The 26,615-nt window shown below is 67.5% G+C and carries 21 protein-coding genes and 1 pseudogene; 11 read left to right on the top strand and 11 right to left on the bottom strand.

What is annotated here, in order from left to right:
- Positions 1–64 precede the first annotated feature (64 nt).
- Together AYB31_RS12315 and AYB31_RS12310 are read left to right on the top strand one after the other, a co-directional pair.
- Positions 65–616 (top strand): TetR/AcrR family transcriptional regulator, encoded by a 552-nt coding sequence (locus tag AYB31_RS12315; protein WP_068828982.1) that lies wholly within the window; start codon positions 65–67, stop codon positions 614–616.
- 155 nt (positions 617–771) lie between these two features.
- Positions 772–1,989 (top strand): HDOD domain-containing protein, encoded by a 1,218-nt coding sequence (locus AYB31_RS12310; RefSeq protein WP_068828981.1) that lies wholly within the window; start codon positions 772–774, stop codon positions 1,987–1,989.
- Positions 1,990–2,045: 56 nt separating this feature from the next.
- Here AYB31_RS12310 and AYB31_RS12305 read toward each other — a convergent pair whose 3' ends face one another.
- Positions 2,046–2,738 (bottom strand): Crp/Fnr family transcriptional regulator, encoded by a 693-nt coding sequence (locus tag AYB31_RS12305; RefSeq protein WP_068828980.1) that lies wholly within the window; start codon positions 2,736–2,738, stop codon positions 2,046–2,048.
- An 81-nt stretch (positions 2,739–2,819) separates the two neighbouring features.
- Here AYB31_RS12305 and AYB31_RS12300 point away from each other — a divergent pair, with 81 nt between their 5' ends.
- The 7 genes from AYB31_RS12300 to AYB31_RS12270 all read left to right on the top strand — a co-directional run bounded on the left by AYB31_RS12300 (position 2,820) and on the right by AYB31_RS12270 (position 10,689).
- Positions 2,820–3,344: an Mpo1 family 2-hydroxy fatty acid dioxygenase gene (locus tag AYB31_RS12300; protein ID WP_068828979.1), complete on the top strand. Its 525-nt coding sequence runs from the start codon at positions 2,820–2,822 to the stop codon at positions 3,342–3,344.
- A gap of 387 nt (positions 3,345–3,731) precedes the next feature.
- The gene (locus tag AYB31_RS12295) at positions 3,732–4,853 is read left to right on the top strand and encodes a Re/Si-specific NAD(P)(+) transhydrogenase subunit alpha (RefSeq protein WP_068828978.1); all 1,122 of its coding nucleotides are present in this window, start codon (positions 3,732–3,734) and stop codon (positions 4,851–4,853) included.
- Between the two features lie 11 nt (positions 4,854–4,864).
- Positions 4,865–5,179 (top strand): NAD(P) transhydrogenase subunit alpha, encoded by a 315-nt coding sequence (locus AYB31_RS12290; RefSeq protein WP_021700956.1) that lies wholly within the window; start codon positions 4,865–4,867, stop codon positions 5,177–5,179.
- A 1-nt stretch (position 5,180) separates the two neighbouring features.
- Positions 5,181–6,629 carry an NAD(P)(+) transhydrogenase (Re/Si-specific) subunit beta gene (locus tag AYB31_RS12285; protein WP_068828977.1) on the top strand — a complete coding sequence of 483 codons (1,449 nt, stop codon included), beginning with the start codon at positions 5,181–5,183 and terminating at the stop codon, positions 6,627–6,629.
- 152 nt (positions 6,630–6,781) lie between these two features.
- The gene (locus tag AYB31_RS12280) at positions 6,782–7,102 is read left to right on the top strand and encodes a DUF2388 domain-containing protein (protein ID WP_068828976.1); all 321 of its coding nucleotides are present in this window, start codon (positions 6,782–6,784) and stop codon (positions 7,100–7,102) included.
- Positions 7,099–9,054 carry an Lnb N-terminal periplasmic domain-containing protein gene (locus AYB31_RS12275; RefSeq protein WP_068828975.1) on the top strand — a complete coding sequence of 652 codons (1,956 nt, stop codon included), beginning with the start codon at positions 7,099–7,101 and terminating at the stop codon, positions 9,052–9,054. The genes AYB31_RS12280 and AYB31_RS12275 overlap by 4 nt, the downstream gene beginning before the upstream one ends.
- Positions 9,055–9,138: 84 nt before the next feature.
- Positions 9,139–10,689, top strand: a complete 1,551-nt coding sequence (locus AYB31_RS12270; protein ID WP_068828974.1) for a sodium:solute symporter family transporter — start codon at positions 9,139–9,141, stop codon at positions 10,687–10,689.
- Here the strand turns inward: AYB31_RS12270 and AYB31_RS12265 are convergent, their stop codons facing one another.
- Positions 10,690–11,091 carry a GFA family protein gene (locus tag AYB31_RS12265; RefSeq protein ID WP_068828973.1) on the bottom strand — a complete coding sequence of 134 codons (402 nt, stop codon included), beginning with the start codon at positions 11,089–11,091 and terminating at the stop codon, positions 10,690–10,692.
- Positions 11,092–11,147: 56 nt separating this feature from the next.
- Between AYB31_RS12265 and AYB31_RS12260 the strand changes: the two genes are divergently transcribed.
- Both AYB31_RS12260 and AYB31_RS12255 read left to right on the top strand, forming a co-directional pair.
- Entirely contained in the window at positions 11,148–12,083 is a 936-nt protein-coding gene (locus AYB31_RS12260) for an AEC family transporter (protein WP_068829010.1), read from the top strand.
- Between the two features lie 102 nt (positions 12,084–12,185).
- Positions 12,186–12,950, top strand: coding sequence for a TerC family protein (locus tag AYB31_RS12255; protein WP_068828972.1), 765 nt, complete (start codon positions 12,186–12,188; stop codon positions 12,948–12,950).
- Positions 12,951–12,999: 49 nt separating this feature from the next.
- On the opposite strand, the gene prfH is transcribed toward AYB31_RS12255, so the two are convergent.
- From prfH to AYB31_RS12210, 9 genes and pseudogenes are all read right to left on the bottom strand, one after another.
- Positions 13,000–13,611 carry a peptide chain release factor H gene (prfH, locus tag AYB31_RS12250; RefSeq protein ID WP_068829009.1) on the bottom strand — a complete coding sequence of 204 codons (612 nt, stop codon included), beginning with the start codon at positions 13,609–13,611 and terminating at the stop codon, positions 13,000–13,002.
- A complete protein-coding gene (locus AYB31_RS12245; RefSeq protein ID WP_068828971.1) occupies positions 13,611–14,747 on the bottom strand; it encodes an RNA ligase RtcB family protein in 1,137 nt (378 codons plus the stop codon). Before AYB31_RS12245 ends, prfH begins: the two co-directional genes overlap by 1 nt.
- A gap of 370 nt (positions 14,748–15,117) precedes the next feature.
- Positions 15,118–16,800, bottom strand: coding sequence for a phosphate ABC transporter substrate-binding/OmpA family protein (locus tag AYB31_RS12240; protein WP_068828970.1), 1,683 nt, complete (start codon positions 16,798–16,800; stop codon positions 15,118–15,120).
- 38 nt (positions 16,801–16,838) lie between these two features.
- Positions 16,839–17,693, bottom strand: a complete 855-nt coding sequence (locus AYB31_RS12235; protein ID WP_068828969.1) for a hypothetical protein — start codon at positions 17,691–17,693, stop codon at positions 16,839–16,841.
- Complete coding sequence (locus tag AYB31_RS12230; protein ID WP_068828968.1) at positions 17,690–19,339, bottom strand: AAA family ATPase; 1,650 nt, start codon at positions 19,337–19,339, stop codon at positions 17,690–17,692. The genes AYB31_RS12235 and AYB31_RS12230 overlap by 4 nt, the downstream gene beginning before the upstream one ends.
- A 3-nt stretch (positions 19,340–19,342) precedes the next feature.
- Complete coding sequence (locus AYB31_RS12225; RefSeq protein WP_161489381.1) at positions 19,343–20,095, bottom strand: PspA/IM30 family protein; 753 nt, start codon at positions 20,093–20,095, stop codon at positions 19,343–19,345.
- 158 nt (positions 20,096–20,253) lie between these two features.
- Complete coding sequence (gene recD, locus AYB31_RS12220; RefSeq protein ID WP_068828966.1) at positions 20,254–22,086, bottom strand: exodeoxyribonuclease V subunit alpha; 1,833 nt, start codon at positions 22,084–22,086, stop codon at positions 20,254–20,256.
- Positions 22,087–22,288: 202 nt separating this feature from the next.
- Entirely contained in the window at positions 22,289–25,858 is a 3,570-nt protein-coding gene (gene recB, locus AYB31_RS12215; protein ID WP_068828965.1) for an exodeoxyribonuclease V subunit beta, read from the bottom strand.
- Positions 25,855–26,615: pseudogene (locus AYB31_RS12210) on the bottom strand (exodeoxyribonuclease V subunit gamma); the annotation flags it as partial. The pseudogene AYB31_RS12210 and the gene recB, both read right to left, overlap by 4 nt.

Below are 26,615 nucleotides of genomic sequence, written 5' to 3'. Positions count from 1 at the left end.
CTAAACGATCACTTAGTAAACGAACGTTATGCTAAGATCCCGGCATCGTCAACGGGAACCCGTCATGCGCTATTCCGCCGAACACAAGACCCAAACCCGCGAGAAGCTGCTGGCCAGCAGCGGTGCGCTGGCCAAGCGCGGCGGCTTCGCCAGCACTGGAGTGGACGGCCTGATGAAGGCCATCGGCCTGACCGGCGGCGCCTTTTACGGCCACTTTTCCTCCAAGGACGAGTTGTTCGCCGCCATCGTCGAACGTGAGCTGAGCCATAGCCTGAAGCTACTCGGCAGCGAAGAGGCCAGCCGCGACAAGCTGCAGCGTTGTCTGGACCTGTACCTGAGCATGCAGCATGTCGAGCAGCCGGACAGCGGCTGCGCCATCCCCAGCCTGGGGGCCGAAATCGCCCGCGCCGACCGCAGCGTGCGCGAACTGGCCGAACACTGGCTGCTGCGCCTGCAGCAGGCCTGGGCCAAGGAGTTGGCCGACCCACAACTGGCCTGGGCCATCCTCGCCCAGTGCGTCGGCGCCCTGGTGGTGGCACGCATGCTGGCCACGCCACAGTTGCAGGAAGATGTACTCGACTCGAGCCGGGCGCTGATCAACCGCTACCTGGTTTGATCCAAGGCAATCCCGACCTGCAGATATCGGTTTACTGTCACCCTCAGCGCGCGCTGACTCACTGGTCGTCGGCAAACTCTGGATAAATATCGATCAAATCGTAGAATGCGCGCCGCCATATTGGCGCCATTACTTTGCCATCATTCGAGTCATCCATGTCCGCCTCGGCCATCAGCCCCGAAATCCTTATTGCCGAAGCAGACCCCTGGACTGCCGAACTGCTCACCCAACTGGTACTCGATGTCCGCGGCGACGCCCGCATCCAGCGCCTGAGCGATGGCACGGCGGCCCTCGCCAGTTGCAAACGCCGCCTGCCCGACCTGGTGATTGCCGATGGTGAACTGCCCGGTATCGACGGCATCGAGCTGTTGCGCCAGCTGCGTCGTCACCCGCGCACCCCGGCCCTGCCCTGCATCCTGATCAGCCGGAGAGTCGACGCCAGCAGCGTGCGCGCCGTGCTGCCTCTAGCGCCAACGGCCTATCTGGCCCGCCCCTTCAATGCCGAACTGCTGCGCCAGCGTATCGCCAACCTGCTGCCAGCCGCCAATGGGGCGACGCCTTCGATCGCTCACGCAACGCTGGCCGAAAGCCTGGAGCAGTATCTCGACGACGTGCGTGAGGAAGGCCAGGGCGCGCCACTGCTGGCCGAAGTACGCGACGCGGTCAGTGCCTGCCTGCAGGCCGCCAGTAGCGACCTGGGCACCCTGGCCCGGGATTTCGCACGCGACCCGCAGATCACCGCGCGCCTGATCGCCGCCGCCAACAGCGCCGCCGAGCAGCGCAGCGGCATTTGCCAGACCCTGGCCCAGGCCCTGCAGCGCCTGGGCGTGGCCCACAGCCTGAACCTGGTGCTGGGCATGGCAATACAGCGCAACGCCCGCCTGCAGGACCCGCGCCTGTCCGCACTGGCCAGCCAGGTGGGCGAACAAGCCCAACGCAGCGCCGAACTGGCCCATTGGCTCGCCGCGCAACTGCGCCTCGATCATGAGCTGTGCTACACCGCCGGCCTGCTGCACAACATCGGCGAACTGGCCCTGCTGCGCAGCCTGCAGGACTGGCAGAACGCCGGCGGCGAGCTCAGCGACGGGCAGATTGCCGCCAGCATGAAGCAACGCGCCTCCGGCTTCGGCTCCGCGCTGCGCATGCGCTGGCGTCTGCCGCTAGGGCTGCGCGAGTTGATCGCCGCCTTCTACCAGCTCGGCAGCGGGGTGTTCAGCCGCGAGGCGCTGGTGCTCAACCTCTGCGCTGTGCTGTTGGCACAGCCTGTCGAAGGCAGCCTGGAAACCCTGCTCGAATCACGACCCGCCCGCTTGCTGCGCCTGCGCCGCGAGCTGCTCAACGGCGTGCCGGCGCACCTGCTGCGCGCGGAGTAAGCGGACCCACCAGCCAAGCCTGCCGCCGCCAGCCAGCGCCGCGGCCCAGGCAAAGATCAATCGAGACCTGCCGCCTGGCGCAGCGTTTCCAGATCGACGATCTCGATTTCGCCATAGGTGAGGTGCAGGGCACCGCGCACCTGCAGGTCCTTGAGAATCTGGTTGGTGGTCTGCCGCGACAGGCCGAGCATCAGCGCCAGCTGCTCCTGGGCCAGGTGCAGCACCTGGCGCGGACCGGTCTCGCCATAGCCCTCGGCCATCATCAGCAGGCGCTGCGCCAGGCGCTGGGCGGCCGGCAGCAGGCTCACCTGTTCCAGAGCGATAAAGGTCAGGCGCAGCTTCTGGCTCATCAGCAGGGCGAAATCGCGCCAGTAGCCAGGCTCTGCGGCGAGCAGGGCCAGCAACGCAGCCTGCGGCACCTGCAGCAGGCGGGTCGCGCCCTCGGCGTAGGCATCGTGGGTACGCGGCTGGCCGTCGAACAGGGAAATCTCACCGAACCAGTAGGGCGGCTCGACCAGGGTCAGCAGCGCCTCCTTGCCGTCACGACCGACCGCCCCGACACGCATCATCCCCTCCAGCACCGCGTACAGACCGCAGGGAGGGTCGCCACGACGGAACAGGCGCTGGCCCGGCTCGAGCTGGAGCAAGCGCGCCTTGCCCAGCAGGGCCTCGCGCAATGCCGGCGGCAGGTGACTGAACCACTGACCGCTTTCCAGCAGGGAACGATAGTGCGTTGGGGCTTCGGACATGGCTTTGTCGCCTAACTGACAGTCGTGCATCGAGAGCTGGCGCGATCATGCCAGCAACCTGCCTTGCTGAGGACCATAACAATGAAAACCCTCGTCGATCATCTCGCCCAGTACGCCGAATACCACCGCGACCGACGCAATATTTTCAGCCACTTCATCGGCATCCCCATGATAGTCGTGGCCGTCGCCGTGCTGCTGTCGCGCCCGGGCTGGGACATCGCCGGCCTATGGCTCTCGCCGGCATTGCTCACCGCCCTGGCCGCCAGCATTTTCTATCTGCGCCTGGACCTGCGCTTCGGCCTGCTGATGGGCACCCTGCTGGCCCTCAGCCTGTGGGCGGGCGCAGCGCTGGCGCAACAGACCACCGCACTGTGGCTGAGCGCAGGCCTGGGCCTGTTCGTGGTGGGCTGGATCATTCAGTTCATCGGCCATTACTACGAGGGCCGCAAGCCGGCCTTCGTCGACGACCTGATGGGCCTGGTGGTCGGCCCGCTGTTCGTGGTCGCCGAACTGGGCTTCCTCCTCGGCCTGCGCCCGGACGTGCAGGACGCCGTGGAGAAACGCGCCGGCCCCACCTGCATCCGCCCACACAAGGCCCTGGCCTGAATCCGACCTCCCGGTGCCGGGTAGTCCGGCTGCCGGGAGGACTACAAGAACGACTCCGTCTGTCGGCTTTGCGACACCACCCCCGCCATTAGCTGTGACCGACAGACGGTCATTCAGCTCCTTGATGACCTCTGCCCCCTGTTCCAACTCCCAATCCAGCGGCATCCCAGACATGACGGCCGTTTACGCGGCAAGACGAGAACAACCGGTCACCTGGTGACTTGTAGTTACCCCGCGGTGCCGCTTCAGAAATTCTTGATGACCCCGGCAATCGCCTGCACAATGCCGCGCCCGCCCTGTTGTGGGGCGGTTTGTGCTGATCCCCTTTTGCCCGTTTACCAGCGTAGTACGCGGGTTCACCTAAAAGATCACGCAGGAGATTTTGCAGTGCACATCGGTGTTCCTCTCGAGACCCACGCCGGGGAGACGCGGGTTGCCGCGACGCCCGAGACCGTCAAGAAACTGGTTGGCCAAGGCCACCAGGTGACCGTCCAGAGCGGTGCAGGCGTCAGCGCCAGCATCCCGGACAGCCTCTATGAAGCGGCTGGCGCAACCATCGGCAACGACGCTTCCGCCTTCGGTGCCGATCTGGTACTGAAAGTGGTCGCTCCGACCGAAGCCGAACTGGCCCACATGAAGTCCGGCGCTGTGCTGGTCGGCATGCTCAACCCGTTCTGCAACGACACCATCGCGCGCATGAATGCCCGCGGCGTCACCGCCTTCGCCCTGGAGGCCGCACCGCGTACCTCCCGCGCGCAGAGCCTGGACGTGCTGTCGTCGCAGGCCAACATCGCCGGCTACAAGGCCGTGCTGCTGGCCGCCCACCACTACCCGCGCTTCATGCCGATGCTGATGACCGCTGCCGGTACCGTTAAGGCCGCCCGCATCCTCATCCTCGGTGCCGGTGTCGCCGGCCTGCAGGCCATCGCCACCGCCAAGCGTCTGGGCGCGGTGATCGAGGCCTCGGACGTGCGTCCGGCCGTGAAGGAGCAGATCGAGTCGCTCGGCGCCAAGTTCGTCGACGTACCGTTCGAGACCGATGAAGAGCGCGAGTGCGCCCAGGGTGTCGGTGGTTACGCCCGCCCGATGCCGGCCTCGTGGATGGAGCGTCAGGCCAAGGCCGTGCACGAGCGCGCCAAGCAGGCTGACATCGTCATCACCACCGCACTGATTCCGGGCCGCAAGGCACCGACCCTGCTGCATGAGGCCACCGTTGCCGAAATGAAGCCGGGCTCGGTAGTCATCGACCTGGCCGCGGCGCAAGGCGGCAACTGCCCGCTGACCGTCGCCGAGCAGGTGGTGGTACAGCACGGCGTGACCATCGTCGGCCACACCAACCTGGCCGCGCTGGTGCCGGCGGATGCCTCCGCCCTGTACGCCCGCAACCTGCTGGACTTCCTCAAGCTCGTGATCGACAAGGAAGGCCAGTTCCAGCTCAACCTCGAAGACGACATCGTCGCCGCTTGCCTGATGTGCAACGGCGGTGAAGTCGTACGCAAGAACGGTTAAGGAGTCGAGAGATGGAACTGATCTCCCCCAGCATCTACAACCTGATCATCTTCGTGCTGGCCATCTACGTGGGCTACCACGTGGTCTGGAACGTCACCCCTGCCCTGCACACCCCGCTGATGGCGGTAACCAACGCGATTTCCGCGATCGTCATCGTCGGCGCCATGCTGGCTGCAGCCCTGACCGTGACCCCGCTGGGCAAGGCCATGGGTACCCTGGCCGTGGCCCTGGCCGCGGTCAACGTGTTCGGTGGCTTCCTGGTCACCCGCCGCATGCTGGAAATGTTCAAGAAGAAGGCGCCCAAGGCCAAGGCGGAGGGCAAATAAGATGAGCATGAACCTGATCACCCTGCTGTACCTCGTCGCCTCGGTGTGTTTCATCCAGGCGCTGAAAGGCCTGTCCCACCCGACCTCCTCGCGCCAGGGCAACGCCTTTGGCATGGTCGGCATGGCCATCGCCGTGGTCACCACCATCTTCCTGGTGTTCAAGCTCGGCGCGGAAATGGCCGAGGGCGGCGCCGCCAAGGGCCTGGGCTACGTGCTGGTCGGCCTGTTGGTCGGCGGCACCGCCGGCTCGATCATGGCCAAGCGCGTGGAAATGACCAAGATGCCGGAACTGGTCGCCTTCATGCACAGCATGATCGGCCTGGCTGCCGTGTTCATCGCCATTGCCGCCGTGGTAGAGCCGCAGTCCCTGGGTATCGTGCATGCCCTGGGCGACGCCATCCCGGCCGGTAACCGCCTGGAGCTGTTCCTCGGTGCGGCCATCGGTGCCATCACCTTCTCCGGTTCGGTGATCGCCTTCGGCAAGCTGTCCGGCAAGTACAAGTTCCGCCTGTTCCAGGGCGCCCCGGTGGTGTTCAAGGGCCAGCACATGGTCAACCTGGTCATCGGCCTGGCGATCCTGGCCCTGGGCCTGTACTTCACCTTCACCGGCAACATCACCGCCTTCGCCGTAGTCGTGGCCCTGGCCTTCGTCATCGGCGTGCTGATCATCATCCCGATCGGCGGTGCCGACATGCCGGTCGTGGTGTCGATGCTGAACAGCTACTCGGGCTGGGCTGCCGCCGGTATCGGCTTCTCGCTGAACAACTCGATGCTGATCGTGGCTGGTTCGCTGGTCGGTTCGTCCGGTGCCATCCTCTCGTACATCATGTGCAAGGCGATGAACCGCTCGTTCTTCAACGTCATCCTCGGCGGCTTCGGTGCCGATGCCGACGCCGGCGGCCCGGCTGGCGCCCAGCAGGAACGCAACGTGAAGTCGGGCTCCTCCGACGACGCCGCCTTCCTGCTGACCAACGCCGACACCGTGGTCATCGTCCCGGGTTACGGCCTGGCCGTGGCCCGTGCCCAGCACGCGCTGATGGAACTGGCCGAGAAGCTGACCCACCGCGGCGTGACCGTGAAGTACGCGATCCACCCGGTCGCCGGCCGCATGCCGGGCCACATGAACGTCCTGCTGGCCGAGGCCGAAGTGCCTTACGAGCAGGTGTTCGAGATGGAGGACATCAACTCCGAGTTCGGTCAGACCGACGTGGTGCTGGTGCTCGGCGCCAACGACGTGGTCAACCCGGCGGCGAAGAACGATCCGAAGTCGCCGATCGCCGGCATGCCGATCCTCGAGGCCTACAAAGCCAAGACCATCATCGTCAACAAGCGCTCCATGGCCAGCGGCTATGCCGGTCTGGACAACGAACTGTTCTACATGGACAAGACCATGATGGTGTTCGGCGACGCCAAGAAGGTCATCGAGGACATGGTGAAGGCGGTCGAGTAAGACGTCTGCTCCGTCCCACAAAAAACCCGGCACATGCCGGGTTTTTTTGTGCTCACAAGCCACATTGCACACAGCGAATGCATCCGTGTGCTTGAACTGCACCCCGTCATTCTCGTCCAATACGCCGATCAACCCGACCGCCCGGAGCCGTCATGCGCAACCTGTTGTCCGCCCTCCTCGCCACCACCCTCCTCTGCGCCGCCAGCGTCCAGGCCCAGACCCTGGTCGCCACCAGCAACATCATCGTCCGTGCACTGGATCGCAGCCTCGATTTCACCTCCGACACCACCACGTCGGTGCGGGACATGAAAGTCGTGCGCGCCGCCCGTGATGACGCCGCCAGTTTCGTCGCCAGTGCCGGCGAAGTACGCGGCGCACAACTGGAAGCCGCCCTCGGCGCCCTGCGCGAGCGCCTGCCGGAAGCGCGCCAGGCGTCCGACCTGCAACTGGCCGAAGCCATTCTCGCGCTGTGAGAGCCCGCGCCGCGTGGCTGGCGGCGCTCCTCCTGCTGGGTGGTGGCGCCCAGGCCGGGCTACGCCTGAGCCTGGATGACGCTGGCCTGAACCCAGCCGAGCGCCAGGCCAGCCAAGCGTTGCTCGACCAAGCCCAGGCGCATCTGCCGCCAAGCTTTATCCAGCGCCTGGATCGCAAGGTCAGGGTGCACTGGTCGGACGATCTGCCCTCCGATGCCTATGGGCGCATCACCCGCCTCGATGCCCTCAGCCTCAACGCCCGTCTGCTGCCGCAACTGCTCGACCCGGCGCAGGCCGAGGCCGACAACGGCCGCAGCCACGGCAGCCTGCGCCGAGAGGTGCTGGCCACCGTGCTGCATGAACTGACCCACCTGTACGACCGCGCGCGCCTGTGGCCGCAGGCCGAGCGGCGCCTGCAGCAACGCTGCAAGATCGACCTGGCGCGCAGCGGCCCGGTCGGCCTGCGCGAAGAATGCCGTGGGCAGACCGCGCGGCGCTTCAGCCTCAGCGACGACCCACGCCTGCTCGACCTGGCCGGCTGGCAGCAGGCCGTCGGCAAGCGCGGCCAGCGTGAGGCGGGTAACGGTCAGGTGGCGCGCAGCCCGGATGGCTATGAGCTGAGCAACCCGCGTGAGTTCATCGCGGTGAACATGGAGTACTTCCTCCTCGACCCCAGCTATGCCTGTCGTCGCCCCAGCCTGCAGCGCTACCTGCGCGAACACTTCGCCTGGCAACCGGCGAATCAGTCCGACTGCGCCGGCAGCTATCCCTACCTCAACGCCGGGCGCGACTTCGCCCGCCAGCCGCTGGGCCAGCTCGACCCGGAGCGGGTCTACGAGGTCGACTACCTGCTGGCCGAAGCCAACAACCAGTGGGCCAGCCGCTGGGGCCACAGCATGCTGCGCCTGGTGATCTGCGCTCCGGGCCGGCCCCGCGGCCCGGCCTGCCGCCTGGACCTCGACCAGCACCTGGTGCTGTCGTACCGCGCCTTCGTCGGTGATGTGCAGCTGTCCAGCTGGGACGGCCTGATGGGCGCCTACCCCTCGCGCCTGTTCATCCTGCCGCTGGAGCAGGTGATCGAGGAATACACCAAGGTCGAGCTACGCAGCCTGGCTTCGGTACCGCTGCGGCTCGACCGCGATCAGCTGGAACGACTGGTCGCGCGTGCCGCCGAGCAGCACTGGAGCTACGACGGCGACTACTGGTTCCTCTCCAACAACTGCGCGGTGGAAACCCTCAAGCTGCTGCGCAGCGGCAGCGCCCGCCCAGAGCTGCAGGCGCTGGACAGCATCATGCCCAACGGCCTGCTCGACCTGCTGGTCGGACGCGGCCTGGCCGACCGCAGCGTGCTCGACGACCCGCGCGAGGCACTGCGCCTAGGCTATCGCTTCGACTCCTTCCGCGAGCGCTACCAGGCCATGTTCAGCGTACTGCGCGAGCGCCTGCCGATTGCCCAGGAACAGGTCGAGGACTGGCTGGCGCTGCCGGCCGCGCAGCGCCAACCCTGGATCGCGCAAGCCGACCTGCGCGCCAGCGCGGCCCTGCTGCTGCTCGAACAGGCGGCCCTGCGTCGCCAGCTGCTATTGGCCCAGGAACAGCTCAAGCAGCGCTACCTCAGCGCCCGCGGCGATCCCCAGGACCAGCGTTTCAGCAACGCCGACAACACCCTGCGCCAGATCCTCGACAACAGCGGTTTCCTCAGTCGCCCGGCGGAGCTGCTGGATGCCGGTTACGGCCTGCCGCAACCCGGCGAGTGGCAGACACTGGAGACCGAGAGCAGCACGCGTCAGGTACGCCTGCGCCAGCTCAGCGATGCCCTGGACAAGGAGGTGCGCAACCTGCTGGCGCCCGAGCTTCTGGCCGAGGTAGAGGCCGGCGAACGCAACCTCAAGGCCATCGGCGCGCACCTGCGTCAGGTCCACGAACGCAGCGGCGGCCTGCTCCTGCCCTGAGCGACGCATGCCATGCCCGGGGTTCAAACCGGCGGCCATGGATGCTATACCCTCTGGTTCCGCTAACCGGACCGAGGAGAAAGGGTGCCTGTTCTCGCCGATCTCGATTACGTCATCGTCGCGTTCTACCTGTTGATCGTCGTCGTACTCTGCGTGCGCGTCACCCGACGCGCGCCGGACCTGGACGAACTGTTTCTCGCCGGCCGCAGCCTCGGCCCGCCCGTCATCGGCCTCTCCCTGTTCGCCTCGAACATCTCCTCCACTACCCTGATCGGCCTGCCCGGCGCCGCCTGGGAACACGGCATCTCGGTGGCCAACTACGAGTGGATGGCCGCACTGGTACTGCTGTTCAGCGCCCTGTTCGTCGCCCCTTTGTTCATCGGCCAACGCCTGACCACGGTGCCGGAAATGCTCGAACGGCGCTTCGACGCCCGCCTGCGCAAGTATCTGTCGGCGACCTCGCTGTTCCTCAGCGTGGTGCTGGATACCGCGGGCAGCCTGTACGCCGGGGCGCTGGTCCTGATGCTCTTCATTCCGGGCCTGGAGCTGGTGCCGACCTGCGCCGCCCTGGCCCTGTTCGCCGGGCTCTACACCACCGCCGGCGGTCTGCGCGCGGTGGCCTACACCGACGTGCTGCAGGCCCTGGTGTTGCTAATCGGCTCGCTGGTGCTGAGCGTGCTGGTATTCGCCCAGTTCGACTTCAGCTGGAGCCAGGTCACGGCCCGCCTGGAGCCGGATCACCTGTCGCTGATCCGCCCGCTGGACGACCCCGCGCTGCCGTGGCTGGGCACCCTGATCGGCCTGCCCATCCTCGGTTTCTACTACTGGACCATGAACCAGTACGTGGCCCAGCGCCTGCTCGGTGCACGCAGCGCCGAAGCGGCCGCCCGTGGCGCGCTGCTGGCGGCGGCGCTGAAACTCTTGCCGCTGTTTCTCATGGTCCTGCCCGGCGCCATGGCGGCGGCACTGTTCAGCGACCTGGAGCGCGCCGACACCGTGTTCCCGCGAATGATCGCCGAGTTCGCCCCGCCGGGCCTGGCCGGGCTGATGCTCGCCGCGCTGCTGGCGGCGATCATGTCCAGCGTCGACTCGACCCTCAACTCGGCCTCGACCCTGCTGATGGTCGACTTCGTCCAGCCCCACCGCCCCGGCATGGACCCGCAACAACTGGCGCGCTGGGGCCGCTACAGCACACTGATCCTGATGTGCCTGGCAGCGGCCTGGGCGCCGGCCATCGACCACTTCCCCGGATTATTCGCCTACCTGCAACAGGCCTTCGCCTACGTCACCCCGCCGCTGGTGGCCGTCTTCGCCCTCGCCCTGTGCAGTCGCCGTATTGGTGCCCGTGCCGCCTGGCGCGGCGTGATCGCCGGGCACCTGTTCTCCGCTGCGGTGTTCACCGCCGCCCAGCTCGGCTGGCATCAGCTGCACTTCACCATAGTCGCCGGCCTGCTGTTCGCCTTCAGCCTGGTCGCGATCCTCGCCTGCCAGTACCTGCCGGACGCCGACCGGCCCTCTGCCGCGCAGCTGGCCAGTGCGGCGCAGGGCCAGGGGGCGCGGCTGTCGCGGTTCGTGCGCCTGGGCGCATTGCTGCTGACCCTGGCCACGCTGGCGCTGGTGGTGGCGTTCTGGTGATCACAGCGCTTCCTCGTCCTCTTCCGGCAACTGCGGGTCGAGGTGCAGCCAGGGCAGGCGGCTGCTGACCCAGATATGCCGGTCGGCCGGCGCCCGCTCGGGGTGATCGAGGCTGGCTACGGTGATGTCCAGGCTGTCCGGGCTGAGGCTGGTGAACAGCACCAGATGGCAGCCACACTGGCTGCAGAAGTAGCGGATGCAGCTGGGCGAGGAGGCATAGGCGGCCGCCGTGCCCCGCGTCCAGTGAAAGCCGGCCAGCGGCACCGTCAGCCAGGTGGTGACGATCCCCCCGCTGGTGCGCCGGCAGATCGAGCAATGGCAATGGGCGATATCGCGCAGCGGCGCATCGATGCGGTAGCGCAGGCGGCCGCAATGGCAGCCACCGGTATTCGATTCGACCATGGTCGGCCTCCTGATTGGCCTTCTCACCCTAGCGTGCCGGCACGCTTTTGCCCAAGATGGCGGCTTTGCGCCTGGAAGCCGCCGTGACCACTCTTCTGCAAGCCCTCTGGCCCCTGTTCGCCCTGATCGTCGGCGGCTACTGCCTGCGCCGCTGGAATTTTCCCGGCGAAGCCTTCTGGCCCGCAGCCGAGCGCCTCAACTACTTCATCCTGTTTCCCGCCCTGCTGTTCAGCAGCCTGGCCACCGCACCGCTGGACAACCCGGCACTGCCGCGCCTGGCCCTGGCCGTACTCTGCGGCCTCGGTGCGGCCTGGCTCGGCCTATTGCTGGTGCGCCGCCTGCGCGGCTGGCCGGCCGGGCGTTTCGGTGCCTTCAGCCAGGGCATCCTGCGCTTCAACACCTACCTCGGCCTGGCCGCCGTCGGCAGCCTGCATGGCAAGCCGGGCCTGGTGCTGTCCGCGCTGCTGCTGGCGCTGATGGTGCCGACGGTCAATGTGCTGTCGGTCTGGTCGCTGTCGGCAGATCGCGGCGTCAGCGCCCGCGGCCTGCTGGTGCCGGTACTGAAGAACCCGCTGATTCTCGCCTGCCTGGCTGGCGTGCTGGTCAACCTCAGCGGCATCGGCCTGCCGGGTGGCAGCGACCGTCTTCTCGGCCTGCTGGCCGCAGCCAGCCTACCGCTCGGCCTGCTCTGCGTCGGCGCGGCCCTGCGCCCGCAGGAGCTGAGCGGCGAGAAGGCCGCCCTGGCCTGGAACTGTGCCCTGCGCCTGCTGGCCATGCCGGCACTGGCCTTCGCCGTGGCCCGGCTGCTTCACCTGCCGGCGCTGGAAAGCAGCGTGCTGGTGCTGTTCTTCGCCCTGCCCACCGCGCCCACCGCCTATGTGCTGACCCGCCAGCTGGGCGGCGACAGCCACCTGATGGCCGGCATCATCACCCTGCAGACCCTGCTGGCGGCGGCTACCCTGCCGCTGGTGATGAGCCTGCTGGTGGGCTGACACCCGCCTGCATTATTTGGCCACACAATATCGCGTCGGCCCGGTACAGCTTTCCATCCGGGGCGGCGCTAGAATCGCGCGCCCCAACCCGAGGACGCCCACATGGAATGGCTGACCAACCCCGAAATCTGGGTTGCCTTTCTGACCCTGACTGCCCTGGAAATCGTCCTCGGCATCGACAACATCATCATGATCGCCATCCTGGTCGGGCGCATGCCGCCACACCTGCAGGCACGTACCCGCCTGTTCGGCCTGGCTCTGGCGATGGTCACCCGCATCGCCCTGCTGCTGTCGATCGCCTGGATCATGCGCCTGACCAACGACCTGTTCGAGCTGTTCGGCCAGGGCATCTCGGGGCGCGACCTGATCCTGTTCTTCGGCGGCCTGTTCCTGCTGTGGAAAAGCAGCAGCGAGATGTACCACAGCCTGGAAGGCGAGGATGACAGCGAGCAGACGCCGGCCAGCGGCGCCGCCCGCAACTTCATCGGCACCATCATCCAGATCGCCATCATCGACATCGTCTTCAGCCTGGACTCGGTCATCACCGCCGTCGGCATGGTCGACCACGTACCGGTCATGGTCGCCGCGATCATCGTCGCCGTGCTGGTGATGATGCTGGCCGCCGGCAGCATCAGCGCCTTCATCGACAAGCACCCGTCGCTGAAGATGCTGGCCCTGTCTTTCCTGGTGGTGGTCGGCACCGTGCTGATCGCCGAAGCCTTCGAAGTGCATGTACCGAAGGGCTACGTCTACTTCGCCATGGCCTTCTCCCTGGCCGTGGAAGCGCTGAACATCCGCATGCGCGGCGCCCGTGGGCGCAAGCAGAGCGAACCGGTGAAGCTGCGCAAAGAGATGCCGGGCGAGTAAGGCCGGCTGAGTACACAGAAAAACGGGGCCGACTGGCCCCGTTTTCCATTCACTCGATAAAGCGTTCGCCGCGAAAAATCCGCCGTGGATTACCTCGCTCCAACTGGTGATGGCGGAGCCGCCGCTCGGCTCGCAGCCGGTCGTCGGCCTGTTCCGCGCGCTCGGCCAAGCGCCTGGCAATCAACATTAGCGCCAGGCGTCTGTTGGCATGCTGACTACGCTCGCTCTGCACCTTGACACTGATACCACTGGCCAGATGCGTGGCACGTACCGCCGAGTCGGTGGTATTGACGTGCTGGCCACCGGGCCCGGAAGAGCGCAGGGTTTCGAAGCGAATTTCGCTTTCCAGGCTCGCCGCCGGCGGCGCAAACAACGCACCACCAAAGAACCAGTTTTTGCGCCCATGGGTGGGTCGGTAGGGGCTGCTGCAGATCCATTGCAGCGGACCATTCCAGGTTGCGGCCAGCTCCTCGGCCCTCTCTCCTTGCAGTGCCAAGAGCACAGAACGTAGCGTGCCACGCTGCGGGCCGGCCTCTTCCTCCAGCACACACACGCCAACCCGCACCAACTCGGCTTCCGTGATCAGTCGCCGTAACGCCTTGGCCACCGCCAGCGCGCATTCCTCGGGCCCCTGCCCTGCCGATAGTTGCAGAAGGATCATCAGCAGCACCCTCCCCGCGTCTTGTAGGTCAGCACCGGCTTTAACCGCGCCAGCACCCGTACCAGTCCGGCTTCGCGCAGGGCGCCTACCACCGAGTCGATGGCCTTGTAGGCCTCCGGCGCCTCCTCGTAGATCAGCGCCCGGTCGGCGCAGATCACCCGGCTGCCCAGCGCAGTGCGGGCCAGTTGCTCGACGCTGTAGCGCGGCGCCAGGCGCTCCTTGCACTCGCTGCGCATCCATTTGCGCCCGGCGCCGTGAGCCAGGGACAGCAAGCTACGTTCGTCAGCCAGTGGCTCGACCAGGTAGCTGAAGTCGCCACGCGAACCGGGAATCACCATCACCCCCTGGTCGGCCGGCGTGGCACCCTTGCGGTGCAGCCAGCCGTCCCTGCCGGCGATACGGGCTGGCGACACCAGGTTGTGGTTCACGTCCAGCAGCGCCTCGCCGTCGGCGCGCAGGCGCTCCAGCATGCGCCGGGCGATCAGTTGCCGATTAGCCTCGGCGAAGCGCAAGGCGCCGTCGTGGCGTGCGAGGTAATGCGTGCAGGCCGCACTAGCGGCCTCCAGCCCGGCATGGCCGAACAGCTCAACCTGCTCGCGCAGGATCGCCTCGCCCAGCCCGCGCGAGCCACTGTGCACCAGCAGGAGCAGGCGGTTGCGGGTGATGCCGAGCCGTTCCAGTGCCTCGTCGTCATAGCTGAGATCGAGCTGCTGCAGCTCGGCGAAGTGGTTGCCGCCGCCAATGGTGCCCAGCGAGCGCTCGTGGCCGCAGGGCGGCAGGCCGAAGGCGGAGACCGTGTCGGCCCAGTACTCGCCGAGCGGCGCATCGAGGTTACCCAGGCGCTTCTCCAGCTTGTCCAGGTGCAGCTTGGCCGTCGGAATATCGGTGCGCCACAACGCCATTCCGCAGCCGATATCGTTGCCGACCAGCGCCGGATACAGGCGATCAATGGAAAAGAATGCTGCGCCGACCGGGTAACCGCGCCCCGGATGCAGGTCCGGCATACCGGCCACCCGCTGCATGCCCGGCAGGCGAGCGGTGGTTTCAAGTTGTTGGATCGCTTTGCCTTCGATCCAGGTGTCGTCCGCGGCAATCAGTACGATGCCGTCGGACAGATTGCGGATGCAATTGCCCATGGTCCAATCCCTATGGGTTGAAACGAAAAGGTTGGGAAGTGGCAGGACCGGGCCGGGTGAAGCGCGCCGCAGCAAAAGCGGCGGAGAGAATCAGACCAGACGCGACCTGCAAAGGGTAATCAGCTGTTGCATGATGTGCCTCCTTTGCTGTCGGTTGAGGGAAGAAGGCGCGAATCCTAGGCCGATGCTGCGCGTCATGCAATCCCCCCCTATTTATTTCGGCAAGCTGAATCCTGCCGACCAAGGTTCGCCTGGGCCGTAGCGCGAGATGCGCGCCAATAGATCGATGGGCATGACAAAGAAAGACACCGGCTACGGGCCGGTGTCTTCTGTCCAGGTATTCACTCCGAGGGGAGTCAGCCTCGAATCGTCATTCCAGGGTGAACCACTGCACCTCGACACGGCGGTTCTGCTCGCCGTCCTGGCTCACCGGCTCTTCCCAGCCGCGGCCGACCAGTTCGATGCGGTCTTCCTTAATCCCGGGATGGCGGGCCAGCAGGGCCTCCTTGACTGCCAGGGCGCGCTGGCGCGACAGCTCCATGGCCTTCAGCGCCATGCTGCGTACCAGACCGGCGCCGCCCTGGCGCTCGAAGTCGGCGACCATGCCGTTGTCGACGTGGCCACGCAGCAGCACCACGGAGCCGGGGCTGACCTGGAGGAATTTCTTGATGGTGTCCAGGTACTCCTGGTTCTCCTTGGCCTGCTTGTCCAGCTCGGCCGAGTTGGCCTCGAAGAAGAAGCGGATGTCCTTGCTCAGCAGCGCGTCGCCTTCCAGGGCGACCTTGCCGGTGGTGCGGATCGGCGCGATAGCGATGCTCTGGCCCTTGAACTGGCCACTCTGCTCCAGCGCCTTGAGGTACTGCAGATCGGCGAAGCGGGCCGGGTCGGCCGGGTTCTTGATCAGCGCGCCGTAAGCCAGCACCGAAGACTGGAAGATGCCCTGGAAGGAGCCGGCCGAGTCGATGCTGCCATCGAAGAAGGCCAGGTTTTCCGGCAGGTTGCTCAGGTGCACCTTGCTCAGCTCGTCGAGGGTTTCCGCCTCGGTCCAGCCGAAGGCCTTGGCCACCACGCCGGCATTGGCCTGCGGGTTGTCGCGCAGCTGGCGGTTGCCTTCGAGCAGGCCGTGCACCAGGCCCTTGACCACCTCGGGGTGGGCCGTGGCGAAGCCCTTGTTGACCACCAGGATGTCCGCCACCACCAGCAGGTTGCGGTTGGAGACCAGCATCTTGGCCTTGCCGGCGGCCTCTTCCACCACCTGGTCGGTACGCGGCGACCAGCCGACGCAGCCGTTCAGGCGGCGGTTGCCCTGCAGCTCGGCGGCATAGGCATCGCAGGCGACGAAGGCATCGTCATAGAACACCAGACCCAGCTCGTTCGGCGCCGGACGGCTGTCCAGGTCACGCAGCACCTTGACCGGCACCCCGGCCTCGGACGCCAGGTAGCGGATGAAGAATTCGCTCTCGTTGAACTGGGTGCCGGCCAGCACCTTGCCCTTGAGCTGGTTGACGCTGGCGATACCGCTGTCGACCACCACCTGGTCGGCGCCACGGGAGAAGGCGATCTGTGCCGGTACCGTCACATCGAACTGGCGACCGAGCACCGCCAACACGTCGGCCGTGGTGGCCACCGCCGCCAACTGGCCGTTGTTCAGTGCCGACCACTCTTCGCTCTCACCCTTGCTCAGGCGCAGCTGGAAACCGTACTGCTTGGCGAAGAAGGACTCCGGGTTCGGCTCCAGGCCACCGTTGGCGAGGATCAGGCCGCCGTAACCGGCGTACTCGCTGATGTCGACGTCGATGATGTTGTTCTTCATCTCGTAGGGCGCGGCGGACTGCAGTTTGGGCGTGCCGACCACCGGTTCGCTGGGCGTCGGCAGGTTGGCGCTGCTGACCTTGTTGCTCAGCGAGGCCAATGGGCTGTCCGGATTGTTCTTGAGCATGTCCTTGCTCACCAGCCAGCCACCGAGACCGAGCAGGCCGAGCACCAGCACTATGGTCAGCAGTTTGCCGGCGGCACTGCCACGCTGGCGGAGCCGGGAAAGAATTGAAGGCATGACGTGTCTCCCTGTCAGTGGCGGCAAGCGCGCGCCAATCAGTGTCCGGCCGATTCGGCCGTGGCTGTTTTTTTGCTTTTGCCCTGCAGCACGTAGCGCGGCAGGCTGTGTGTGTCATTCAGTTCAAGTACGCCGAGCAGGTCACGCTGGCTGTTCAGCCAGTTGCTCGCCTCGTTGAACGACGAGGTCAGCGCATTGAGCGCCACGCCGACCTGCTCTTCATCGGTGGCCAGCAAAGTCTGCTCGCGGATCAGGGCGATCTGCTGCTCGATGCGCTGCAGTTCGGCGTCCACATGTTCCTTGCGCCGCACACCCTCGGCATGTGCCGCCTGGCGGGCGTCGATCACCTGCTTCTGCTGCTCCAGGCTGCGGCGCAAATCATCCGCGAGGTCGCTGGCCGTCATGCGCAGGTCGATCTGGTCTTCCTGGCGCTGCAGCTCGGCGCTGTCCTTGGCGGCAGTGTCGACCACCACGCTGAGTGCCTGGCCGGCCACCAGCAGGCGCAGGTTGAGCCACACCAGTTGCTCCAGGCTGTCGGCGTGAGCACTCATCAGCGGCGAGCGCGAAAGCAGCTGCAGCACCTCGCGGGCGCGCCCCTCGATGCGCTGCTGGCGCTGCTGCTGCGCCGCATCGAGCAGGCTCAGCAGGTTTTCGTAACGATCCGCCGCAGGGTCAAGCGGCACCTCGTCGGCGTCCACCACCCGACGAAACCGCGCATTGCTCGCCAGCAGCGCCAGGTAGGCCACTTCCAGTCCACCGCCGAGCACCCAGAAACCGGGGCTGACAAACGCCCCGAGCAGGCCGAACGCGGCCAGGCCAAACCAGTTCAGCGGCAGCGGCATGCCCAGCGTGCGGGCATTGAAGGCCGCCCACAGATAACGCAGGTTGTTCATGGGCCGACACCCTCCTGGCCCAGCGCGCGCAGCGATTCGGGCACGAAGGCCGCGTCGGTGGCCTCGCGGATGGCGATGGCCATCTGGAAGCGCAGGACCTGTGCCGACACCGGCGGCTGATAGCCCAGCAGGCACTGCTTCAGCGCTGCCAGCGCCGACTGTTTGGCGGTGCGCACCTGGCGATAGACCTTGACCGCCAGCGCCTCGGCGGCGCCCGGCGTCAGCAGTAGCGGCAGGTCGAGCTTGAGCAGGTCGGCGCGCTCGAGCTTGAGGTCGAAGCGCTTGAGCATGGCCTTGAGCAGGGCCGCGCTTTCTTCGGCCGTGGTGGTCGGCAGCAGAGGAATCTTCACATCGACGCGGCCGGGGCGCTTGAGGTCGACCTCGATCAGGTCCGGGCGTGACGAGGCGAGAATCCAGATCACCTTGCCGCGGTTGTCGGCGGCGCCCATCTCCTGGGCGATCATCGAATAGATGCGCCCGGACAGGCCGCCATCGCTGCCGCCACCCTCGCGTTTGCCGAGGGCCTGGTCGGCTTCGTCGATAAACACGATGCAACGGCCGAGGCCACGGATCAGACGGAAGATCTTCTCCAGGTTGCCTTCGCTGGAGCCGACCCAGCGGTCGCGGAAGTTCTTCAGCTTGACCACCGGCACGCCGGCCTCGCCGGCCAGGCACTCGACCAGGTAGGTCTTGCCGGTGCCCACCGGGCCGCAAAAGATGTAGCCCTTGGGCAGAGCGCGCAGGTCGGCGGCCTGCCACAGCGCCATGTCCTGGCGCAGCCAGGTCTTCAGCGCATCCTGGGCGTGGTAGTCGTCGAGAGTGCGTGCGGACTCGATGAATTCGACCAGGCCACTGCTGTCGGCCTCGACCAGCTCCTTCTTCGCCTCGGTCCAGTCCTGCGTGCCCAGTACCTTGCCTTCATGGGCACGGCGCTTGACCAGGCTGGCCAGGGCGCTGAGGCTGACCCCGGCCAGGGCCTGCGCAGCGCCCGTGTCGTCGGCCACGAACGCCTGGGGATGCTCGACCTGCAGCTGTGCCAGGCACTGCTGCAGGCTGGCGACGTCCGGCAGCGGCACCTGGATGCGGTCGATGCGCGGGTTGTTGGCCACCAGCGGGTGCAGGTCGTTGAGGTTGTCGGCCAGCAGCAGGCTGGCGAAAGCCATGTCGCTGAACGGCGGTTCGGCGGCCCAGTCGCGCACCAGACTGGCCAGGCTGGCGGTGGCGAAATCGCCCTGCAGACTGGCCGGCAGCACCAGGTCGGCACCGCGCAGGATCACCGCCACATGCTGGTTGTCACCCCGCCCCAGGGCGCGCAGATTGGCGCGATAGCGCAGGTAGCGGCTGATCAGCTCCACCGCCGCGCGCGGCTCGGTTGGCCAGGGCTGCACCTGCGCCGCGGCCGGCCACTCGGCGAAGCGTTCGGCGCCGCGCAGCAGGCTCAGGCCGTTGCCCGGGTCGTAGAGAAAGACGATGTCGAAGGTGCCCAGCAGCCTGGCGTCCAGATAGCGGGTCAGGCTGACCAGGCGACCGTCCAGGGCAAAGCGGTCGGCCACGTTGCCATACAGCACGAACTGGCCGTGGGCACCGCTCTCGTAGGCCAGGCGCAGTTCGTCAAGCCAAGCGGGTACATCCTGTTCCCTGGTCATGGATTACTGGCTTTCCGACTGTGGATTGCCGCCCATGCTGCGCGTGGCGGCAGGCGCCTCGCTGGTTTCCTGGCCCGGCAGGGCGATGCCTTCCTTGGCCGCGAAATCGGCCAGGGCCTGGTCGGCCAGGGCGTCCATCTCGGCTTCCTTGAGGTTCACTTCACTCATGTCCATGGCGTCGCGGGCCATGCGCGCACGGCCGGCGGCCTTGGTGCGGTCTTCCTCGACCATCTCGTGCAGGCGGTTGAGGGTGTCGCCGGAGCCGCCGATCTCGCTGACCATGCCGGCCGCCATCTCGTTCATCTCGGCCATGGCGGTCTTCATGCGCAGGTCGTTGATCGCGCCCTTGAGCGCATCGATCTTGGCGCGCGCCGCGGCCACCGCCACTTCGCGGGCCTTGGTCAGGTTCTGGTAGGTCTCTTCGGCCTGGGCCAGCTGGCGACGGTTCTCTTCCAGCTCGCGGGCCAGGGTCTGCAGGCGCAGGGCGTTCTGCGCGGCGGCCGACTTGTTGCCGGCACGCAGGTGCGCGGTGGTGCGCGCATGCAGCTCGCGTTCCTCGGTCTCCTGCTTGCGCACCTGGCTCATCAGGCGCTCGGCCAGGCCGGCGTGGGCAGCCAGGCCCTGGTTGAAGTTGGCGATCTGCTTGCGCAGGTTCTCCTGCTCCAGTTCCAGCAGCGCTTCCGGGTTCTTGCGCTCGAGGTCCTTGATGAACAAGGAAAGGATGCCTTTGAAGACATTGGCCAGGCGGCTGAACATGAACAACTCCTTGCGATCGGTGTGCAATCCATCATGCACCGGCGCCACGGCCGGCAGGGCTTGGCGCATTCTTCGCGAGCGGGCGGGCAGATGCAACCGTGTGGCCGATTTCCATCTCATGACCTGCTCGTGTCCGGCAACAGGTCACAGCCTTGCCGTCAGAACAGGTCGAGCTGGTTGTCGCGCGAGCCAACGATCGGCAGCGAGTTGACCGGCACGGGCGCTGTCACACCCAATCGCTCGGCCAGCCCCGCCGCGCGCTCGGCCTTGGTGTTTACCGCTTCGCTCAGGCGCGCCGGCAGGCCCCATATTTCCACCTGGTGCTTGGCGCGGGTGATGCCGGTGTAGAACAGCGCGCGGGTCAGCAAAGGGCTGGGGCTTTCCGGCAGGGCCAGCAGCACTTCGCTGAATTCCGAGCCCTGGCTCTTGTGCACGGTCATGGCGAAGGCGCTGTCGTGGCTGGGCAAGCGCGCCGGGGCGAAGGCGCGGAAGCCGTCCTCGCCTTCGAAGAAGACTCGCAAGCCATGCTCGCCGGCCAGGCACAGGCCGATATCGCCGTTGAACAGGCCCAGCGCATAGTCGTTCTGTCGCACCATCACCGCGCGGCCGGGGTACCAGCGTTCGCGCTCGGCCAGCGAATAGCGACGCTTGATGCGTGCCTCCAGCGCCTCGTTGAGACCACTGACGCCCCAGGGCCCCTCGCGCTGCGCGGTGAGCGCACGGAAGGCATTGAAGGCAGCGAAAGCCGTCGCCGGATCACCCTGGCGCGCCGCCTGCAGGTAGGGCCGATAGCCCTGCTCCAGGCGTTCCAGCAGGGCCGCCTGGGTCGGTTGGGACTGCCAGCGCAGGTCGGGGCGATCTTCCTTGAGCAGGTTGAGCGTGCCGGCGGCATTGCCCGTGTTGATCCGCCGCGCCAGTTCGCCGATGCCGCTGTCGCCGGCGAAACGGTGGCTGTGGGTGAGCAGCACCACGGCGTCGCCCAGCGCCGAGCGGGGTGCCTCGACCGGCACCGTCTGCCCGGTAATGCGCTGCAACTCGGCGGCGGCCTGGGCGTCGAAGCCCCGGCCCTCGCACAGCTCGGCGAACACCGCGCCGGCTTCCACGGCGGCGAGCTGGTCCTTGTCGCCGAGCAGGATCAGCCGCGCGCCCGGCGGCAAGGCGTCTACCAGCTTGGCCATCAGCGCCAGGTCGACCATCGATGCCTCGTCCACCACCAGCACGTCCAGCGCCAGCGGCCGCGCCGCGTCGTGGCGCACCGCCGGGCTGTCGCCCCGGCTGCCGAGCAGGCGGTGCAGGGTGCGCGCCTCTTCCGGCAACAGCGCCTTGAGGTGATCGGCCAGCGGCAGCTCGGCCTTGGCATTGCGAATGGCCTCGGCCATGCGCGCCGCCGCCTTACCGGTCGGGGCGGCCAGGCCGATGGCCAGTCTGTCGCCACCGGGTTGTTCGAGAAGCGCGGCGAGCAGGCGCACCACGGTGGTGGTCTTGCCGGTGCCGGGGCCGCCGGAGATCACCGCCAGCCGGCGGCGCACGGCCTGGGCGGCAGCCAGGCGCTGCCAGTCCGGTTGCTGCTGGTTGAAGGCGAACAGGCGGGTCAGGCTCTCGGTCAGGATGGCCTCGTCTACCGCTGGGCGCTCGGCAGACATGCTCAACAGACGCTCGGCCAGATGCTGCTCGTAGGCCTGGTAGCGGGCCAGGTACAGACGCTCGCCATCGAGGATCAACGGCGCAAAGCCAGCGGATTCGGCGACCAGGGCCGAGCCTTGCAGCAGGGCGCTCAGTTCGCTCAAGGCAGGCAGGGCAAAGTCGAATTCCGGCCAGGGGCGGCGGCCAGCGACGCGCGCCAGGGGCAGGCACACATCGCCCTTGCCCAGCGCCTCGCAGCACAGCGCGGCGCAGGCCAGCACGGCCTCCTGAGCAGTGGGTTCGAGCCGGCGCAGGCTGTCGAGCAGGGCGCGCTCCAGGGGGCCGAGGGGCAGGTCGGTCAGCGGCATGCGGCCTCCCTTGGCGCAGAGATCTTGTGTGGGAGCGGCTGGGCGGCACACCGCTTTAGCCGCGAAAGCCCGCCATCGCGGCTAAAGCCGCTCCCACAAACAGCAGCGCCGCTGTAGGAGGGGGCTTGCCCGCGACGCTCTTGCGTGGCCTGGATCGCGGCCAAAGCCCCTCCTACGGGATTGTTGCCCACCATGCAGCCCATCAGTGGCCCTCCGCAAACAGTCGGTCCAGCGCATCCAGCAGGCTGTCGCTGGGCCGGGCGAAGTACACCCCGGCCTGCGGCATGCCGCGCAGGAACAGGTAGTAGGCGCCGCCCAGTTGCGCGTCGGTGAAACCGGCCAGGCGATTGCGCAGGAAACGCCGCAGCGCCACCAGGTAGATCAGGTACTGCAGGTAGTAATGCTCGCCGGCGATGGCCTGTTCCAGGCGCTCGGCACCGTAGTGCTCGGCGGTCGGGCCGAGCCAGTTGGACTTGTAGTCGAGGATGTACCAGCGCCCCTGATGCTCGAAGGTCAGGTCGATAAAGCCCTTGAGGAAGCCCTTGAGCTGGTCGAAGTGCAGGCGCTCGACAGCCTGGCGCATCGGCAGCGGCAGGGCGTGCGCCGGGTCGGCGAGCAGTGCACGCAGACGTTCGACGTCCAGGTTCTCGACCGGGAAGGTAAAGCCCAGCTCGGGCAGGCGTCGCGCCGGGTCGAGCGCCGCCAGGCTCAGGCCCTGGCCGTCGAGATCGCTGTCCAGCACCGCCTGCAGGTGCGTGGTGGCGACCTCGCTCCAGGTCTCGGCATCGATACCGTGCGCCTGCAAACCGCTCGGCACCAGCTGCTCCAGACTGCCTTTACCACGCACCCAGTCTTCGAGAATGGCGTGCAGGCAGGTACCGGCGCGGGCGCCACGAGGGAAGGCGAAGAAGCCGGTGCCCGGCTCGCTGGCATCCGGCATGGCCAGGTGGTCGCGGTCCGGCGCCTCCATGTGCATGCCGGCGGCCAGACCGGAGAAGCTGCCGATGCGCCAGGCACTGTGCAGGCTGCGGTTGAACGGCTGCAGCGCCTGCGGCGCCTGGGCACGGCCTTCGCCGATACCGCCGGCCTCTTCCTGCAACAGTGGCTGGCGAGTGATCAGCCCGTCGCTGGCTGCCGCCAGGGCGTCCACCTCGGCCGCCAGGACCGGGCCTTCCTTGCCGCTGAGATAGCCAGCCAGTTCGCCCAGGGCATCGTCGCCTGGCAGATGGCGGCCGTGCAGCAGCCAGGCCAGCGCGCTGCTGTGCAGACCCTCGTCCGGCAGGCTGCCATCCTTCTTCGGTTTGGGCAGCGCGGCCGGGCCCCAGTGCAGCCACAGGCGGTCACGCGCACGGGTCAGGGCCACGTAGGTCAGGCGCAGTTTCTCGGCGAAGGTCTCGCGCCTCGCCGCTTGCAGGCGTTCGTCCAGGCGCTCGCTGCCGAGGTCGAGCAGCGGCTGGCCGTGTTCGTCGTGGCAGCGCGCGGTGTCGGTGTGTTTGCCCAGCAGGCGGCCGTCCCACAGAAAGGGGCAGAACACCAGCGGGTACTCCAGGCCCTTGGAGGTGTGGATGGTGACGATCTGCACCCGTTCGGCATCGCTTTCCAGGCGCAGCAGGGCGTCTTCACCGGCACCCTCGCTGCCGCGCTGGGCCTGGAACCAGGCCAGCAGTGCTTCCAGGCCGGGACGCTGCAGACTCTCGGCCTGCAGCAATTCGGCCAGGTGCAGCAGATTGGTCAGGCGGCGCTCGCCGTCGAGGCCGGCCAGCAGGCGCTCGGCGACCTGCTCCTGATCGAGCCAGGCACGAAACACCCGCATGAAGCCCTGCTGTTGCCACAGCTGGTGATACTGCTCGGCGGCGGCACGCTCGGCGTCCCAGGCGCGCTCGTCATCCTGGCAGCGGGCGATCTGCGCGGCATCGCGGCCCAGCAAGCGGGTGGCCAGGGCATAGCGCAGCACGCCTTCGCGACCCGGCTCGGCATAGGCGGCCAGCACCGCCGCCAGTTCGGCCGCCTCCTCGCTGCGCCACACGCTATCGCGGCCCCGGCGCACGCTGGGCACGCCACGTGCGGCCAGCTCACTGGCGACGCTGGCGGCCTCACGGTGGTTGCTGACCAGCACGGCGATATCGCCGCCTTTAAGCGGCTTTCTATCGCCATCGTCTTCGAAGTAAGCCATTCCGTTGGCGCTGGCCGCCAGCAGTCCGGCAATCCGCCGCGCCGTGTCCAGCGCGGCCAGCTCACCGGCCTTGGCCTTGTTCAGCCCCTCGTCACCGAGCCAGACCAGGCCCAGCGGCGCACTGCCGTCCTGCGCCGGCAGCACCAGCTGCGCGCGGGCTTTCTTGCCGGCGCTGACCGGCGGATAGTTCAGGCCCTCTTCGGCAAACGGCTGCGGGCGGGCAAACAGCAAGTTGAGGGAAGCAATCAGCTCCGGCGTGGAGCGGAAGTTGAACGGCAGGTCGTACTGCCGATCGGCATCGCTGCGCGCCTGCAGGTAGGTGGCCAAGTCGGCGCCGCGAAACGCGTAGATGGCCTGCTTGGGGTCGCCGACAAAGCACAGATCGCCACGCGGGCCAGTGTCTTCGCCCACGGCTTTGGCATAGATGCGGTCGAAGATGGCGTACTGGATCGGGTCGGTGTCCTGGAATTCATCGATCAGCGCCAGCGGGTACTGCTCGCGCAGGCTGGCGGCCAGGTCAGGGCCAGCCGGGCCCTGCAGGGCTTCGTCCAGGCGATTGAGCAGGTCGTCGAAGGCCAGCAGGCGCTGGCTGGCCTTGCGCTTGGGCAGCTCGACATTGAGGAGGTCGAGCAGCGCCACCTGCAGCGCGATCAGGCGCTGGCGGCCAGCAGGGAGCGCCTGTTGCACGGCCTCGGCCAGCGCGTCCAGGGCGTCGGCCAGGGTGCTGACCGGCGCCTCGTGGCCCTTCTTGGTGGCCTTGAGCAACGCGGCAGTGCCGAGCTTGGCCAGGCCATCTGGCGCCTCGAACAGCGCTGCCGGGTCGGCGAAATAGGCATCCAGCTCGGCCGACCACAGTGGCAGCTTGGCCACCTTGTGCGTGCTCTGGCTGAGCCCGCCGTGTTCGCGCAGTACCTCGACCCAGGCATAGCCCTCGGCCCGCCACAGCTCGGCGGCGCGTTGCCAGGCGTTGCTGGCCGCCTGCAACTCCACCTCGCTGGCCGGCTCGCGTGGCTCCACCCGCAGATAGGGTTTGCCCAGATGGCTGCGCAGGGCCTGGCGCAGGGTTGCCGGGGTGACCTTGGCCTTGGCTAGGAACCGCGCCCAGGCCGGGTCGGCCTCGGCCAACACATGGCGCCAGGCGTCGCCGAGCAGGGCGTCGAGCACCTCGCGGTCGTCCTGGGTCAGTTCGCTGTCGAAGTCGCCGCCGGCCTCGAACGCCGAATCCTGCAGGGCACGCTGGCAGAAGCCGTGGATGGTGAAGATGGCCGCCTCGTCGAAACCGTGCACGGCCAGCAGCAGGCGCCGGCGTGCGGTCTCGCCAGGATGGCGGCGATGCAGCTCGCGCAGGAAAGCGTCGTCGCTGCTGCCACCCTCGTATAGCGCCAGCAACTCGGCCAGGCGCGTGCGGATGCGCTCGCGCAGCTCGGCGGTGGCCGCCGTGGTGTAGGTCACCACCAGGATCTGCCCGACCGACAGCCCGCGCTCCAGCAGCAGGCGCGCGTACAGCGCGGTCAGGGTCCAGGTCTTGCCGGTACCGGCGCTGGCCTCGATCAGCGAGCGGCCGGCGAAGGGCGAGTCGTGCAGGTCGAGGCCACTCATTCGGCGTCCTCCTCGCCCGCCGCCAGCGCCCTGAGCGCCGGGCCGAGCAGTTGTTCGGCAAGCTGTTCGAAGCGCTCGTCGAGCGGGTCGCGTTCGCGGAAGGCCAGGGCATACCAGGGGTCGAGCGCTTCGCCCGGCAGCGGGCTGAACTCGGCGCCGAGCCAGGCGGCCTGGGCCTTGTCGCGGGCGGCGTCGATGGGCTCCTTGCGGCTCTTGGCGCTGGGCGTTACCAGCGCCTTGGCGAAGTCGTAGCTGCTGCGGGTCAGCAGCGGCAGCGGCGCGCACAGCGCCTCGCGATAGGCAGCGAGCCAGGGTTCGAGCAGCTCGTGCGCATTGCCCAACGGCCCCAGCTGCCAGTCGCCGGCCGGCGAGACCAGCAGGCTCTCGCGGGCGATGGCGGGCGTCGCCGCAACATTGAGCAGCAGATGGCGCAACCAGAAGCCGGCCAGGTCCCAAGCGCCGGGGGCGGCCAGGCGCCAGTCGAACAGGCCGCACGAGGTCACGCCATCCAGCCAGCCATGCACGCGCACGCCGGCCAGTTCGAGATCCACCAGTAGTGGCTGGGGGGCTTCCTCGGGGCGCGCCTCGAACAGTCGCGGGGCAAAGGCGCGTACCGGGCCGCGCTGCTTACCCCACAAGGCGTGGCCCAGCTCGCCGGGCGGTAGCCAGCCGGCGGCGCGGGCGATGCGCCGCTCCTGCTCCTCGCTCCAGCCACGCTCCACCGCCTGCAGTGCCAGCTGGCGCAGGCCGCGACGGG

The sequence above is a fragment of the Pseudomonas sp. BMS12 genome (assembly GCF_001592875.1).
In the GTDB taxonomy this organism is placed as follows: Bacteria; Pseudomonadota; Gammaproteobacteria; order Pseudomonadales; family Pseudomonadaceae; genus Aquipseudomonas.
This window is presented reverse-complemented; position numbering and strand designations above follow the sequence as displayed.